The 15,174-nt window shown below is 70.5% G+C and carries 13 protein-coding genes, 1 tRNA gene and 1 pseudogene; 6 read left to right on the top strand and 9 right to left on the bottom strand.

The features are described from left to right. Window positions 1–157: 157 nt before the first annotated feature. Both ACIODU_RS13245 and ACIODU_RS13240 read left to right on the top strand, forming a co-directional pair. The gene (locus ACIODU_RS13245; protein WP_401767196.1) at window positions 158–352 is read left to right on the top strand and encodes a helix-turn-helix transcriptional regulator; all 195 of its coding nucleotides are present in this window, start codon (window positions 158–160) and stop codon (window positions 350–352) included. A gap of 82 nt (window positions 353–434) precedes the next feature. Then, on the top strand, window positions 435–1,688 hold the full coding sequence (locus tag ACIODU_RS13240; RefSeq protein WP_401767194.1) for a tyrosine-type recombinase/integrase: 1,254 nt from the start codon (window positions 435–437) through the stop codon (window positions 1,686–1,688). 189 nt (window positions 1,689–1,877) lie between these two features. Here ACIODU_RS13240 and ACIODU_RS13235 read toward each other — a convergent pair whose 3' ends face one another. The 5 genes from ACIODU_RS13235 to ACIODU_RS13215 form a co-directional block, all read right to left on the bottom strand. Further along, window positions 1,878–2,828, bottom strand: coding sequence for an alpha/beta fold hydrolase (locus ACIODU_RS13235; protein ID WP_401767192.1), 951 nt, complete (start codon window positions 2,826–2,828; stop codon window positions 1,878–1,880). Window positions 2,829–3,079: 251 nt separating this feature from the next. Beyond that, window positions 3,080–4,612 (bottom strand): Cys-Gln thioester bond-forming surface protein, encoded by a 1,533-nt coding sequence (locus tag ACIODU_RS13230; protein ID WP_401767190.1) that lies wholly within the window; start codon window positions 4,610–4,612, stop codon window positions 3,080–3,082. 247 nt (window positions 4,613–4,859) lie between these two features. Continuing rightward, the gene (locus ACIODU_RS13225) at window positions 4,860–5,399 is read right to left on the bottom strand and encodes a single-stranded DNA-binding protein (RefSeq protein ID WP_401767188.1); all 540 of its coding nucleotides are present in this window, start codon (window positions 5,397–5,399) and stop codon (window positions 4,860–4,862) included. A 178-nt stretch (window positions 5,400–5,577) separates the two neighbouring features. Further along, complete coding sequence (locus ACIODU_RS13220; RefSeq protein WP_356427583.1) at window positions 5,578–7,521, bottom strand: GTPase; 1,944 nt, start codon at window positions 7,519–7,521, stop codon at window positions 5,578–5,580. Continuing rightward, window positions 7,505–9,376, bottom strand: coding sequence for a dynamin family protein (locus ACIODU_RS13215; RefSeq protein WP_356427721.1), 1,872 nt, complete (start codon window positions 9,374–9,376; stop codon window positions 7,505–7,507). The genes ACIODU_RS13220 and ACIODU_RS13215 overlap by 17 nt, the downstream gene beginning before the upstream one ends. Window positions 9,377–9,694: 318 nt before the next feature. Between ACIODU_RS13215 and ACIODU_RS13210 the strand changes: the two genes are divergently transcribed. Further along, window positions 9,695–9,767, top strand: a tRNA-Arg gene (locus ACIODU_RS13210). Between the two features lie 895 nt (window positions 9,768–10,662). Here ACIODU_RS13210 and ACIODU_RS13205 read toward each other — a convergent pair. After that, window positions 10,663–11,604 (bottom strand): XRE family transcriptional regulator, encoded by a 942-nt coding sequence (locus tag ACIODU_RS13205; RefSeq protein ID WP_401767186.1) that lies wholly within the window; start codon window positions 11,602–11,604, stop codon window positions 10,663–10,665. A gap of 432 nt (window positions 11,605–12,036) precedes the next feature. Between ACIODU_RS13205 and ACIODU_RS13200 the strand changes: the two genes are divergently transcribed. Beyond that, window positions 12,037–12,300 (top strand): hypothetical protein, encoded by a 264-nt coding sequence (locus ACIODU_RS13200; protein ID WP_401767184.1) that lies wholly within the window; start codon window positions 12,037–12,039, stop codon window positions 12,298–12,300. Window positions 12,301–12,346: 46 nt separating this feature from the next. Here ACIODU_RS13200 and ACIODU_RS13195 read toward each other — a convergent pair whose 3' ends face one another. The 3 genes and pseudogenes from ACIODU_RS13195 to ACIODU_RS13185 form a co-directional block, all read right to left on the bottom strand. Further along, complete coding sequence (locus ACIODU_RS13195) at window positions 12,347–12,850, bottom strand: hypothetical protein (RefSeq protein ID WP_401767183.1); 504 nt, start codon at window positions 12,848–12,850, stop codon at window positions 12,347–12,349. Window positions 12,851–12,893: 43 nt separating this feature from the next. Beyond that, window positions 12,894–13,291: pseudogene (locus ACIODU_RS13190) on the bottom strand (site-specific DNA-methyltransferase); the annotation flags it as partial. A gap of 73 nt (window positions 13,292–13,364) precedes the next feature. Continuing rightward, window positions 13,365–13,961, bottom strand: a complete 597-nt coding sequence (locus ACIODU_RS13185; protein WP_356427585.1) for a TetR family transcriptional regulator — start codon at window positions 13,959–13,961, stop codon at window positions 13,365–13,367. Window positions 13,962–14,086: 125 nt separating this feature from the next. On the opposite strand from ACIODU_RS13185, the gene ACIODU_RS13180 reads away from it, so the two are divergent. Together ACIODU_RS13180 and ACIODU_RS13175 are read left to right on the top strand one after the other, a co-directional pair. Further along, complete coding sequence (locus ACIODU_RS13180; RefSeq protein WP_401767181.1) at window positions 14,087–14,254, top strand: hypothetical protein; 168 nt, start codon at window positions 14,087–14,089, stop codon at window positions 14,252–14,254. 85 nt (window positions 14,255–14,339) lie between these two features. Further along, the gene (locus ACIODU_RS13175; protein ID WP_356427591.1) at window positions 14,340–15,119 is read left to right on the top strand and encodes an SDR family oxidoreductase; all 780 of its coding nucleotides are present in this window, start codon (window positions 14,340–14,342) and stop codon (window positions 15,117–15,119) included. Window positions 15,120–15,174: the final 55 nt, after the last annotated feature.

Here is a 15,174-nt window from a genome sequence, read left to right as displayed (position 1 = left end):
ACCGGCATCCCGGGCCGCTACCCCGCCGCTACCCATCCGCTACCGCTACCCCAGCCGCTACCACCCACAGGCCCCTGACCTGCGACGTAGCGGCGGTAGCGGAAGTAGCGGCCCACAGAGGTAAGGGCAAAGGGCTCCCGCAGACGACGGAGACGAAATGACCGTACTCCCTGATCGCTTCCTCACCCCGCCCGACATCGCCGCGCTCTTCGACGTACCGCTGGAGACCGTCTACCAGTGGCGCAAGAAACGCACCGGACCCCCCGGATTCCGCGTCGGCAAACACCTACGCTACGACCCCACCGCCGTGCGCAACTGGGCAAACGACCGCATGACCGCAGACGCGGCCTGAGACGCCACCACACCCCAGCAACACCCAAGGGAGGGCCCACGGGCCCTCCCTTCCCCATGCACCCCGAAGGGATCGCCACCACATGGCAGGCCATATCCAAGACCGCTGGTACAAGACCGAGACCACCCCGGACGGCAAAACGGTGAGGGTCAAGAGCGATCGTTACGGTGTGGGGCTGCGCTACCGCGCCCGCTACATTGGACCGGACGGGACGGAGCAGTCCAAGAGCTACCCGGACCGTCAAAAGGCCCTGGCCGAGAAGTGGCTGACGCGCATCAAGGCCGACATGGACTCGGGGCAGTTCATCGATCCGAAGGCTGGACAGATTACCTTCCGGGAGTACGCCGCCAAGTGGCTGGCGGGGCTGACAACAGATCTGGGGAGTCAGGAAGTCGTGGACAGGCGTCTACGACTCCACGCGATCCCCTACCTGGGGACACGCCCCATGGGGTCGTTCAAGCCCGAGCACATGCGTACGTGGCTGAACATGCTCCTGCTGGCTCTGCCCAACGCGACGTACCGACGCGCCATCTACGACTCGGTGTCGTCGCTGTTCAACGCCGCCGTGGACGACGGCGTCATCCGGTCGAACCCCTGCCACGCTCACTCGGTCAAGCCCCCGGAGCCTGAACCGCGCTTGATCCAGCCGTGGACCGAGGAACGCGTGCTCGCTGTCCGCGCCGGCTTGCCGGACCGGTACGCGGCCACCGTGGATGCTGGCGGCGGCTGTGGATGCCGACAAGGGGAGGTGTTCGGACTCGCCGAAGACAACATCGACTTCGACGCCGGGTGGCTGCGTATCCGCCAGCAGGTCAAGCGCGTACGCGGCACTTTGGTCTTTGCTCCGCCCAAGCGCGGCAAGCTCCGGGATTCACCGCTCAGTCCGGTGGTCGGAATGGGACTGCGAGAGCACATGGAACAGTTCCCGCCCGTCGACGTCACGTTGCCGTGGAAGACGCCGGACGGACCGCCGGTCACTCGCAAACTCGTCTTCACCAGCGGTGTGGGCAACGCGATCTGGCGCAGCTACTTTGACGACTACGTGTGGAAACCCGCACTGGTCTCCGCCGGCGTCATCCCGCCCAAGCAGCGCGGCGAACGCTACGCCGCCGCACCGGACGACGGCATGCACGCGTTGAGGCACTTCTACGCCTCGATGCTCCTGAACGCGGGCGGGAATATCAAGGCTCTGAGCGTGTACCTGGGGCACTCGGACCCCGGCTTCACGCTGCGGATCTACACGCACTTGATGCCGAGCAGCGAGGTAAGGACGCGGGCGGCGGTGTCGGCGGTGTTCCTCCGGGCGCGCCCTGCGCTTCTCGCACAGGCGGCCTGACGGCCCCCAGACGGCCCACGGCCCGTGCGCGGCCCCTGTCCGGCGGTTCCCCCGCTGGTCAGGGGCCTGCGCCGGTCCTGAGCCGCCAAAAACACCCCATCTTGCCTGACGTCCATCCCCGGGGGGAAACCGCCCGCCCACCCCTCGGACACGCTCCCCCGGCCCGTGACCGTCCTTGGGGCACCGCGGTCAGGTCGCGTCCTGGGGGTGCTGTGCGGCGAACATGGCCTCGATCGCCTTGAGCACGAGGTCGGGGCGTTCCGTCGGCACCTCGTGGGAGGTGCCCCTGGCGGTGACGAGCGTACGGTTGGGCGCCTCGCGGGCAAAGGAGGCGGCGGCGTCGCGCCAGCGCTGGGCGTCCTCGGGAGACCCGTCGAACGGGGTCTTCTCCGACACCATGACCGTCACCGGCACCGAGTCCGGCCACGTGACCCGGTGGAATGCCCGGTGCGCGGCGGCGAAGCCCTCGGCGGTCGCGATGAGCTGGCGGTTCTCCGGCTTCCCGGGGTCCTTCTTCGCCTCGTCGACCTCCTGCCGGGTCGCGGCGACGAGACGGGGAATCTCCTCGTCCGTGAAGAACTGGGGGAGGTTGGCGTCGACCAGGACCGCACCGGAGAGCATCGCCGGGTCGTCCTCGGCGAGGTGGTTCGCGATCTCACCGGCCTGGGAGTGGGACACCAGGGTCACGTCATGGGTGACGCCCAGCTGCCTCAGGCCCGCCTTGAGGTCGCCGACGGCGCTCGCGACCTTCCAGGGGCCGGGCACCACGTCGCTCTTGCCGAGACCGGCCCGGTCGTACGTGATGACGGTGGCGCCGGTGGCCGCGTGGAGCTTGGGAACGATGTCCTTCCACTGCGAGGAGGACTCGCCGCCGCCCGAGTCCAGGACGATGGTGGAACCGTTGCCCCGCGTGACGTGGAAGGCCAGACGGTGACCGCCGTTGTCGACCATGTGCAGCTTTGCCGCGGCCGCCCTGCCGTTCCCCGCGGAGGCGGACGAGGTGACGGACGACGAGGCCGGGTGGCCGGAGGCGGAATCGTGGTCGCCGCACGCCGTGAGGGCGCCGGCGGTGAGGGTCAGCAGGGCGAGGGACGACAGAACACGGTACGTGAACCGTTGCTCGCGGAGAGTGCGGGACATGAATGATCCTTAGGCAGCCGAAGGCGCGTTGTTGTGCCTCTCCGATCCTTCGGGGATTTGGCCGCTCACAGAATCCGGCTGGCCTGTCCGTCGGCGGTGGCGCTGAGGCCAGTGAGCCTGGTGGGGTTTACCCCCGCCGCCCGTCACCCCGTCATCCCGCCGGCGACCACTGAGCGAGCCACGCCCCCCGCTCGCCGCGCTGCGGGGCGGGAGCGGGGGGCTTGTGCCGGCCGGGCTGGTCCCTGGCCGGGTCAGTCCGTGGACGTCGGGGACGTGGCCGGGTTCTTCTTCTTGCGGAGGACGAAGACCGCGCCGCCGCCGATCGCCAGGAGGGCGATCGCGATGCCCGCGATGAGGGGGGTCGCGTTGGAGCTGCCCGTCTCGGCGAGGTTGGGGGTGCCCGCCGTGGCCGCGCCCGCCGAGTCCGTGCCCAGCTGGGTGGTGATGTGCTCGTCCGGCGGGGGTGCGGTGCCGGTGGTACGGCAGTCCAGGACGCCCTTGAAGGTCTTGGTGAATCCGTCGGGGCCGTTCACCGCGAACTCGTACGGCTGGTCCTCGACCACGGGCACCGTGACCGTACGGGACTCGCCGGGCGCGACCGCGTGTTCGTCGCCCACCAGCTCGAAGGTGAACTCCGCGTCCCCCTCGTTGGCGACGGTGACGTCGACCCCGCCCCTGGCGCAGTTCTTCGCCGCGGAGACCGCCGGGATGGCGCCGCCCCCGGCCCAGGTGGCGGTGGCGGTGGCTGAGACCGTGGAGTCGCTGGATCCCGCGAGGATCTGCGTCTGGCTCCTGGTCACGCCGGCGAACGCCCGGCCGACCGGTACGGAGGTGGTGGCCTGCACCGCGAGCGACGCGGTGCCGTCGTCGGCGTCCTCCGGGACGTCGAAGTAGAGGCGCGAGCCGTCGGTCGCCGTGGTGACCTCCTTGCCCGCCTTGTCGGTGATCTTCACGCCGGTGGCGCTCGCGACGTCCGCCACGCCGACGTCGACGGGCGGGGTCACCGTGACCCGGTCGGCGTTCGTCCGGACGGTGACCGGTCCGAGCCGGTCGCCCGCCCTGCCGGAGACCGCGGCGGACTCCAGGGTGAGCGAGGCCCTGGGCTCGGGGGTGTCGCGCGCGTTCTTCTCCAGCCAGTCGGCCAGCTTCTCGGCCGCCGGGTCGCTGGCGTCCACGTCGGCGCCGTCCGAGAAGCGCCAGATGGCGACCTGGGTGCCCGCCGCCGCGGTCTGGTCGGTGAGCGGCCCGGACTTCGCGGCCGCGGCAAGGTCCGCCAGGTCGTCCACCTGCGGGTACGAGTGCTCCAGGATCCAGCGGATCTTGCCCGCGTCGTCGTTGGCGCCCAGCGAGGTCTGGGCCCAGGGCGTCTCCTGGTACTTCGCCTGCGCCTGGGTCGGGTTGTGGATGTCGATGCAGTACGTCTTGAGCGTGCCGCCGCCCTCGACCGTCATCTCGAACAGGCCGGCGGGCAACTCCTGGTCCGCGCCGTCCGTGTGGAGCACGGCTCCGGCGAAGGTCTTCAGTCCGTCGAGCGTGGCGGACGCCCCGCCCTGGTGCTGGGGCACGTCGTCGGCGGCGGCCGCGCCGGCCCCGGCCAGGGTGCCCATCGCGAGGAGACTCGGGACCAGCACGACGGCGGCGAGGCGGGCGGCACCCCGGCGCCACGCGGAACGCGCGAACGGCGCGGCCGGCGCGGAGGAGGCGGGCCGGGCGGAGGAGGCGGACAGCGCGGGCGTCCCGGATGAAGCGGACGACGCGCGTGACTCGGATATCGCAGAGACCACAGAATTCCCCTTCGGGCGAGGAGTTTCGCGTGGGACGCGTGGGGGGTTGTGCCTCGCCGACTGACTCAAGTGCCCCATGAGTACACGGGAATCCTAGGGACGGCGGATGTCGCGGGTGCCCAATCAACCGGTCAGGCAACCGTTCCGAATCGGAATCGTTATCGAAAGATCGGCGTATCCCTGGAATACGACCGCATACGTCCGCACGCATCGACAAGTCGCCACAGCCGCCTCCCGGACCGCTCCCCTACACCCCGGCCCCCGCCCCCGCGCCGACGGGCTCCTCCCGCGCACCGGGGTCCGCCCCCGGAACGGGCAACTGGCCCTGCACCTGCCGTACCCGCCCCGCCGACTCCGCCCGGGCCGTCCGCGGCATGCCCTCCTGGCCCTGGGTCGAGGCGCCGTGACGCTCCGTCAAGGAGGGAGTCGCCCTGGCCACACGCCTGAACGCCGACGTCCCGCGCGACAGGTCGTGGCCCACCGCCAGGGCGTCGATGTCCACGAACGTCCGCCGCTGGCCGTCCCGTTCCTCCTCGCGCACCCTCAGCCGCCCGTGCACCACAAGGGGCTCGCCGACCGAGACCGAGGCGGCGAGATTGGCCCCCAGCGTCCGCCACGCCCACACCGTGTAGAAGCTCGTGGGCCCGTCCGCCCAGATCTCCTTCTGCCGGTCCCAGCGGCGGGCGCTCACCGCGAATCTGAACCGCGCCACTCCTCCGGTCGACGACTCCCTGAATTCCACACCGGTCGCCACATTGCCCACCACGGTCACCACTGTGTCGTTCATAACCGCCCACTTCCGTCCGACTGCATTGCGTGATGCCACTGCACCCATGCTGAGCCGATCGGAAAGAATCCGCTGACGCCTGTGTATTACCGGCCGGTTGTGGATAACTCCCTCACCCTCACCCGGCCCTCCCCTCACACCGGCCCTGGCCCTCCCCAGCCCTCACGCCCTCACCCATTCACCGCGCCAGCGGCACCACCCCCGACACCGTGACGTACTGCTCCCGCACCTCCCGGTACCGCATCAGCTCCGCCGAGACGGGGTCGAGCACCTTCGCCCGCCCGCACCCGGCCGCCGCCTCCCGCAGCCGCCGCTCCGCGTCCTGCCCGTACCGCCGCGCGGGCCCCCGCGCCGCCGCCCCGCAGGCCCACTCCACGAACGGCCCGCCGACGATCCCCGCGAGCATCACCAGCACCGGCGGCAGCAGCCCGGGCTCCAGGACACCGACGATCTGCCCCACCAGCCAGAGCGCGCCGAAGATCTGGAGCAGCGTCATGGACGCCTGGGCCAGGACGGCGGCCGGCCACCACGCCGGACGCGGCGGGCGGCCCGTCGGCGCCCCCACCGTCACCGCCAGCTCGTCCAGCGCCTCCGGCAGCCCCTCCGCGCCCCGTACGGCCGCCTCGCGCACCGCGTGCGCCCAGGGCGCGGGCAGACCGGCGGACGCCTCCTCCGACACCGTACGGACCGCCTGCTCGACCCGCTGGCGGGCCGTCAGCTCCTCCTCCACCAGCACCTCGGACGACGTGACCTCACCCCCGGGCATGCGCTTGCGCTCGTACCAGCGGTACAGCCGCAGCCACGGCGTGCCGCAGGCACGCCCCGCGTTCCTGCGCCACTCGCGTTCCGCCGCCTCGCCGGCGGCCACCGCGCCGACGGCCCAGGCCAGCCGGTCAGCGAACTGTTCGCGCGAGCGCTCGCCGAGACCGGGATGCCCGTCGGCGACGTACGCCGAGCGCATCCGTACGGAAGCGGCGTCGACGTCGGCGGAGAGGCGGCGCGCGGCGGCGTTCCGCTCCTGGACGAACCGGCCCAGCAGCTCGCGCAGTTCGCCCACGCCCTGTCCGGTGAGCGCGGAGAGCGCGAGGACGGTGGCGCCCGGCTCGCCGTGCTCGCCCAGGGCCATGCCGTCCTCGTCGAGCAGCCGGCGCAGGTCGTCGAGCACCTGGTGGGAGGCGTCGCCGGGCAGCCGGTCGATCTGGTTGAGCACGATGAAAGTGACCTCGGCGTGGCCAGCGAGCGGGCGCAGATAGCGCTCGTGGAGCGCGGCGTCCGCGTACTTCTCCGGATCGACCACCCAGATCACGGCGTCCACCAGCCCCAGCACCCGGTCCACCTGGTCGCGGTGGCGGGTGACGGCCGAGTCGTGGTCGGGGAGGTCCACCAGGACGAGCCCGTGCAGTTCCTCGTCGCCGTCCCCGCCCGCCAGCGGCCTGCGGCGCAGCCGTCCTGGGATGGCGAGCCGGTCGAGCAGCCCCGCCGCGCCGTCCGACCAGGTGCAGGCGATCGGGGCGGAGGTGGTGGGGCGGCGCAGCCCGGTCTCCGAGATCGGCACTTCGGCGAGGGCGTTGAACAGCGTCGACTTGCCGCTGCCGGTCGCTCCCGCGATGGCGACGACGGTGTGGCGCGAGGACAGCCGCTGCCGGGCCGACGCCTCGTCGAGGACCCGGCCCGCCTCGGCGAGGATGGACCCTTCGAGGCGGGTACGGGAGAGGCCGACCAGCTCGCCCAGGGCGTCCAGCCGGACCCGCAGAGCGCCGCCGTAGGGCCCGCCGATGGGCGTGTGGGTCTCCTCCCCCGCCCCGAGGGCGCCGGAGGCGCCGTGAGGGCCGCCAGGGCCGTCGAGACCGTCAGGGCCGCCGGATCCGTCGGTCAGCCCTTGGGCCCGCGCGTCGCCCACGCCACGCAGGTCGCGCGGGTCGGCCTGTCCGTCCGTCAGACCGTCCGTGAAGCCGTCAGGCCCGGACCGGCCGCCCGCCCGCCCCCTGGCGCCACGCTCCCCCGCCCTCCGGGCGATCAGCCCGTCGTCCCACCGGCCGGGGCCCCTCCCCGCTCCCCCTGCCCCGCCCCCGGCGTCCGTCGTCACATCCGCGGCGGCGTTCACATCAGTCACGTCGGTCACCTTTCCTCCTGCTTTCCTTCTGGAGTACGGACAGCGCGGCGATCAGTTCCGCCTGGGGCTCCGGTGTCACCTCAAGGGCGTCGAGGGGCGCGAGCCGCCGGTCGCGCTCCCCGTGCAGGACACGGTCGATGTACGTCGTCACCAGCTCGGCGCCCCTGTCGCGCAGCCGCAGCGCGGCCTGCGCCCCGACGCTCTCGGCGAGCCGTTCCCCCGCGACCCGGGCACGACGCCCTCCTAGGAGGGCGGCCGCGAGGAGGGCGGCGACGGCCTCGGGTTCGGGCGCGGCGCTGCGTTCCAGCTGCCGCACCTCGTCCTCGGCCAGCTCCTCCAGGACGCGCCGCCAGCGCCGTACTGCCATCCCGATCCGCTCCGTCACCTCGCCGTCCGCGCCCGACACGTCGACGCCCCCGGAGGCCGGCTCGCGCCGCCAGACCTCCTCCACGCGTTCGTCGGCGGCGGCGACGGCGCACTGGAGGAGCGCGCCAAGGCTCTCCACGAGCGAGTCGAGCAGTTCCCGCGACGAACTGTCCCGCGGATAGCCCCGCCAGCGGGTGCGCGCGTCCCCGGCCAGGACGGCGCCGCGCTGGAGCTGACGGCGCACCCGCTCGCCCTCGGCGGTGTAGGCGTCCTCCACCGCGGCCATGAGCCGTACGGACGCCGCGTACTGCGCCGCCACCGCGCCCGCCAGCTCCGGCATCCGTACGTCCAGCGAGTCGATGACCCCCGACGCGGTCCGTACGACGGCCTGCTGACGGGCCGCCGGATCCTGCACCCGGTGCGCGAGCCAGGCGAGCAGCGGGGCGACGGCGGTGGTGGGCAGGAGTCCGCTGCCGCCGCCGGCCGACTCGGGCAGCTCGGGAATCGTGAAGCGGGGTACGTCCCCGAGGCCGGCCCTGGTCAGGAGGGCGCCATACTGCCGCGACACCTCTTCGACCAGCTGATGGGGGACGCGGTCGAGGACGGTCACGAGCGAGGCGTCGTACTCCTTGGCCGTACGCAGCAGATGCCACGGCACGGCGTCGGCGTAGCGGCTGGCGGTGGTCACCATGACCCAGACGTCGGCGGCGCAGATCAACTCGGCGGCCAGCACCCGGTTCTCCACCACGAGCGAGTCGATGTCGGGCGCGTCGAGGAGCGCGAGGCCGCGGGGGAGGGTGGCGGCGGTGTCGATACGGAGGGAGTCGGCGCCGGGGCGCTCGCGTCCGGCGGGTCTCCCGCCCCGGCCGGTGCGGCCGGTGTGGCCGGTCCTGCCGAAGGTACGGAGGTGTCCGCCGACAGGGCCGAAGGTGCGGCCGATGCCGGTGCCAACGCCTGCGCCGGTGCCTGCGCCAACGGCCATGCCGACGCCGTGTCCGATCCCTTGCCCGGCCCCGTGTCCAGCGTCCCGGCCGCCGTCCCGGCCCGCATCCCGACCGACCGATGTCCCGTCTCTTCTCCCGTCCCCGCTCTCCACCTCCACGTCCCCCTCGTCCCCGTCCTCCCCCTCGGGCAGCCAGATCCGGGTGAGGTGCGGCAGGATCCGCATGCCCGCGAACCAGTGGTGGTCGTCGGGATGGCACACCAGGACGGGGGTACGGGTGGTGGGCCGCAGCACCCCCGCCTCGCTGACGCGCCGCCCCACAAGGGAGTTGACGAGGGTGGACTTGCCGGCGCCGGTCGACCCGCCGACGACGGCGAGCACCGGGGCGTCGGGCTCCCGGAGGCGGGGCAGCAAGTAGTCGTCGAGCTGCGCGAGCAGCTCGGCCCGGGTCTGCCGGGCCCGCGGCGCCCCGGGAAGAGGCAGTGGAAGACGCACCGCCGCGACACGGTCGCGCAGCGCGGAGAGTGCGTCGATCAGCTGGGGGCGTACATCCAAGGTCACCACATGCGAAGAATGCCCGGTTTTAGCGGCTTTTTGAAGCGTATGGACATCCCTGCGCGCCGATCAGACACTCAGGACAGACGGGATGAGTGGGACACAGGCATAACGAGTGCACAACACCCGTGACAGGAAGGCGAAAAACCGATGCGCGAATCGCACCTGCCTGCGATTATCGGTTCGCTTCACTGAACCTCCACATCGTGCCACGCACGTGAAGCAACCGGGTCAGGGGGATCGGAGCCCTATCCTTGTCCCGGCAAGGTCACGGAACCACCCGCCGGGGGCTCCGGGACACCCGAGGCCGCTCGTCCGGCCCCCGTAGCTCAGTGGATAGAGCAGGTGCCTTCTAAGCACTTGGCCGCAGGTTCGAGTCCTGCCGGGGGCACGTTTCTACGCGCGAAGCGCGACTCTCCCCCGAGGGAGAGCCTTTCCGCAGGTCAGAGGCAGCGTAGCGGGCCCTGCGTAAGACCCACATCAGGGGGGCGCCGCCTGCGGTCAGGGACGCGTGGCAGTCCGGTTGGCGCCAGCTAAAACCGGGTTTCTACGGGTACTCGTTTCACCTACGTCCCACGGACTGTGGGTGCCGGAGCGGTACCCAGAGAGCAGCGTGCCACCGTTCCGCACGCAGAAAAGCGGCTCTGACACCCGAGCCAGGGGGTGCCAGAGCCGCTCTCCACGAAGCCACCTTGGGCAGGTTTTGGGCCGCTTCCACACGTTTGAGGTACTCATGCGTCTGGCCGACAATGCAGCGCGCATAGATCGCCACTTGCGCGCCGTGCCCAGACCCGACGAAAGACCGAGCCGGCGAGCATCCCGCCCCTCTCGCCCGGGAAGAGGAGATCTGTGGGTTCGAGAGGGAACCCCTTGATGATCTCTCGGATGAAGGTCACAAGAGTGGGGTGAATCGGAACGGGGCGCGGGCCCCTACCAGGTGCAGCTGGGCACAAGCTTGGCACCTCGTCAATCGGAGCCGGTGAGGATTCCCGTAACCGATGATGTGACGGACGGCCCTTGGCGCGCCACTGTTGGGCATCGCCCTGCCCGCCGGTGAGGATCGCGCCGGCACACGGCTGCTGGACGGTGATGCCGCGGACCCAGTCCCCTGCGGGCACGGTCGCCGTGCTCACGCGGCCCGCCCCCACATCCCGGCTGGAGATTCTGGACGAGGATCAGGAGGTTGGCGAACATTCGCCTTCCCGGGCCGGATCCTCTGCTGCCGCCGCGGCGAACTCCGCATTGGGAGTATGGCGCGCTGCACCTGTCCGCCGGGCCCTTTCGGACTAGCCGCCGGCCCGGAGGAGGAAGCGCTGATCCGCCCCGCCCGAGCAGCGCTCCTCAATCGCCTCGGCGCCTTGAGTGGTGTCGTTGCCGACGATGCCGATGCATCCTCCGCTGGTCGATGGACGCAGTCGGAATGCCTCGGCAGTGGGTTCCATGCGGAAGAGGGTGCCCTGGTCGCAGTTCTGGCGGGGTTCGAGCATGCCCTTGAGTTGGTCTTGGCCCATGATCGTCAGGCATCCCTTGCCGAACTGGGGATGATGCCACTGAATGCGGAATAGCCCTTCGCCCATGGGTTCGAGGTAGGTGCGGGGCACTGGTGCCTCGGCACAGGGGAGTTGGACGGCCACGGCGCTGCCGTAGGCGCCGTTGCGGTCGCGTCCGTCGGTCAGGCACAGATCGGCGGTGCGGGCGGGGCGGATAGTGACCCACCCGTCGGTGGGAAGGGCCGCTCGTGTCCGGGCAGTGTCGGCGGAGAAAAGCCAGGTGATCAGGGCCAGGGCCGTAACCGCGAGCGCGGCTGCGAATCCGATTGGTCTCGGGCGGCCGAAGAGACGGGTCCGCCTGGGCGCGGCTTCCCCGGTTTCTGGCTGAGCGCCAGTTCCCGGGTCAGGTGTGGGGATGGGTCCGGTCGTGACGCGTGCGGCGGCGACCTTCTCTCGGGTCGCCAGCCAGGCATCGAGGCGCTCACCGTCCCCGCAGGCACGAACGAACGCCGCCAGAACCTCGGGACGCGGCAGGCTTGTCCGGCGCAGAACGTCGGCAATGGTACTGCGTGCCAGCACGTCGCCCCTGCTGGCTGCTCGCTCCTCCAGTTCGCGATACGTCAACCCCGAAAGCTCCTTGAGGCGCCGCATCGCGGCGACGAAGCCTGCGGAGTCCTGCGCTTCGTACGGCGATAGCTCGTACGGCGACAGCTTCCCCGAATCCCACATGAGCGTCATCCTGCCGAGCCCTTGCTCGAAGGAACAACGGAGTTTCCCGCCTTGTCCCGAACACTTCTCGGACAAGGCTCTGGCCTGGCCAGACAGCCCATGCCCTGTCAAAGGACAGCTCTCCGACCTCACTTTCGGCCTTTGCGCCGCCACCCTTGAAACCATTTCGGCTCGACCACGTACGAACGTTGCGGAGCCATTACACGGGCTGGGCAACACAGCTCGGTGGATCGGACCGGTGCTCCCCCTCCGGAACATTCCATGGCCTACTGCACGTGTCCGCCATGCTCCGCTGTCCGGAACCCGATCCGGACAAGGCTCTGATCAGCCCGGACGTGTCGTGGCTGTCCGGGACATCTGGATTCTCTTGCCCCGCCCCTTCGGTGGTCAGCAGTCTCTGTGGCGGGCCCTCGCCGAGGGCTTCTGAAAGGAGTGAGTCATATGCGTATCGGACGCATTCTGGCCGGCGCCGCGCTCGGCGCCACGCTTGCGATCGGGACCGTAGCGGTCCCCGCTCAGGCGGCCACCGCACCGACGACCGGGACCGTATCGGCGGTCAGCCCGTTGGCCATGGAGTTCTACGACGACTACTGGACCCAGGCCGAGTGCCGGAGCGTGGGGAAGCAGGGGGTGTCTGCCGGGATGTGGAGGATCTACGCCTGCGAGCCGTCGCCCTGGGACTGGGACCTCTACGTCGGCTACTGATCCACAACACCTGATGTCCCCCAGCACCACACTCCTCCGGGGGCATTCATAAGGGCCGGGGCCGGCGCACCGTCGTGGTGCCGTCGGCCCCGGTGTCGTGTGGATCATGGGCCAGGGCGTGGTTGTGGAGGGTGGCGACGGCTTGGACTGCGTCGTGGAGGCCGTTTCCACGTTGCCGGCAGTCGCCGAGCACAGTCACGCCCTCGCAGATGCCGGCCAGGCCGGAGTCCCGCCACGCTTTGGCGTCTGCGGTTCTGCCGGGCACGGAGGGGCTGTCGCGATGACCAGTCTGGTGTCGGCGTCGATGATGACCTGCACGTTCGCGGAGAATCGGTAGTTGCGGGAGGAAGCTCCGACGGTGCGATTCCGGACCGGGATCAGGGTGCCGTCCACGATCCAAGCCGGTCCGTTGCGTCGGCGGGGCGGGTCGCCGGCTCGATTGCCAGGAGCGGTCCCAGGCGCTGGATGAGCGGCACACGGTGGCCGGTGAGCAGCCGAACAGCGCCGCGAGCTGCCGCATCGTGAGGTTGGCCTGGTAGTAGACGGCCACGAGCGGGACTCTTCGGGCTGCCCGGCATGGTGTGCGGTGGGACTCAGGCGGACGGGGTGAAGTCGTCCTGGGACCGGGTCTGCCGCAGTGTTCCAGTCAGCCGGTCCGCGGCGATCTCGGCGTATTCGCGGGTCTTCTCGTTGCCCGCGGTGAAGTCGAGGACGGTGCCCCCTTCGGGGCAGATCTTGACCAGGTCACGCATCACCGCGACCGGCCTTTGCGTGATGTGCGAGCCCACGGCCTGGAGCGCGTCGGTGGTGGTCGGTATCTGCCGCCAGTCGGTGAACAGCAGCGCGGTACCGCCGGTCTTCGTCAGCCGATGGGCCTCGGTCATGATCTCTGGGTGAGCCAGAACCCGTACAAGCGCTGGTCCATGTTCTTGGCGGTGAAGTCCGGCAGCGTGTGAGCGTCGGCGTCGCAGGACCGAGGCGGTCCGGCCCGCAGCAGAGCATTGCGGCCAAGGCCACGGGCGATTCAAGTATGTCGGCCGGTATAGAGGATGGCGGCGGTACGACTACGACGCCGTCCGGACGTCGGCCGTGAGGCTTCGCGCACGGTCGGCCAGGACCACCCGTACCGCGTCGAACGGCTGCGGGCTGCGCAGTGCGCGCGAGGTGACCATGGCGCCTTCCACCGCCGCGACCACGGCGTGCGCGAGCTCCCGCGCGTCGGCGTTGCCCACGCCGTGGACGATCAGCTGGAAGGCCATGCCGTCGACCATGGCCGAGAACGAGCGGCGCGTGGCGTCCTGGAGCCCCTCGGACTCCTCGCTCGCCTCGATCACCAGCGGCGCGATGGCGCAGCCGCGCTGGTAGCCGCTGCCCACCATGCCTTCACGGGCCAGGTCGAAGTAGGTACGTACAAGGTCCTCGGCGGATGACGAGGAGGCCGCCGCCCGGTTGATGATCTCCACCTGATCCTGGGCGTGGCTGACGGCCGCCTCGGCCGCCATCTGCCCCTTGCCCTCGGGGAAGTGGTAGTAGACCGACCCCCGGGGCGCCGCGCTCCGCTCCACCACGTCGGACAGTGCCGTGCCGTGGTAGCCCCGCTCACGGATGAGCTGCCGTGCGGCCTCGACCATCCGCTGCCTGCTGTCCGACTTCCTACCCATGGCGCCAGTCTATCCGATTCCACGACTTGCTATCTATACCGAGCGACATAGTATGAGTGGGAGAGGCAGTGGACCGAAGACCGCGCAACGGCACCACACCAGCCCGGTGCCGGAAAGGGATCGTCATGCCATTTGTGAACATCGACCTGCTTCAGGGGATGTCGCCGGAGGGGCGGACGACACAGCGGTCGGAGAACATCGAGAACGCGTGGGTATTCGACGTCACCGACGGTAACTTCGTCTCGGCGAAGATCCACACCGACACCGCCGGCGCCGTGAAGACCGCGGGCTGACCTCTCCTCTTCCACTTTTCACCAGAAACAAAAGCGGTCGGCCGGTACGCGACCGCCGCCACCCCCACCCCGTCAGGAGACCGACATGACCTCCGTACTCATCACCGGTGCCTCGAAGGGCATCGGCCGGGCCGTCGCCGTCGAACTCGCCGCCCGCGGCCACCGCGTCGTCGCCACCGCCCGCCGGCCCGAAGACCTGGACGACCTCCCCGTCGACCAACGCCTGCGCCTCGACGTCACCGATCAGAAGAGCGTCGACGAGGCCATCCGCGACGCCGGGGAGATCGACGTACTCGTCAGCAACGCCGGCGCCACGATCCGCGCGTCCCTGGAGAACGTGCCTCTCTCCAAGGTCGAAGAACTCTTCCAGCTCAACACCTTCGGCCCCCTGCGGGTCGCCCAGGGCGTGCTGCCCGCGATGCGCGAACGCGGCGCGGGGCGGCTCATCTTCCTCTCCAGCATCCAGGGCCGGCTCGTCGTACCGATCATCGGCCCGTACGCCGCCAGCAAGTGGGCCATGGAGGCGTTCGCCGAGACCATCGCCGTCGAAGCGGGGCACTTCGGGATCAAGGTGACCATCCTCCAGCCGAGCACCGTCTCCTCCGGCGGGGCCGAGCGCGCGAAGTCGTACTTCACGGACAACGACCCGTACACGCCCCTGTTCAAGCAATTCGCCCCGCTGCGCGGCACCTCCATCTTCGAACCCATCACCCCCGAGGAGGTGGCCGTCGCGCTCGCGGACACGCTCGAACAGCCCGATCCCCCGCTGCGCCTCCCGATCGGCGAGCCCGCCAAGGTCGCCCTGGAGGCGCGCAAGGCAGCTCCCGAGGACGCCCCGTTCGTACCGATCTCGCTGGACTGGTAGCCGGATCAGCCGATTGCCGGATCAGCCGATTGCCGAGTCGGCTGATTGCCGTATC

Source organism: Streptomyces sp. NPDC088261 (assembly GCF_044740805.1).
Taxonomy (GTDB): Bacteria; Actinomycetota; Actinomycetes; order Streptomycetales; family Streptomycetaceae; genus Streptomyces.
This window is presented reverse-complemented; position numbering and strand designations above follow the sequence as displayed.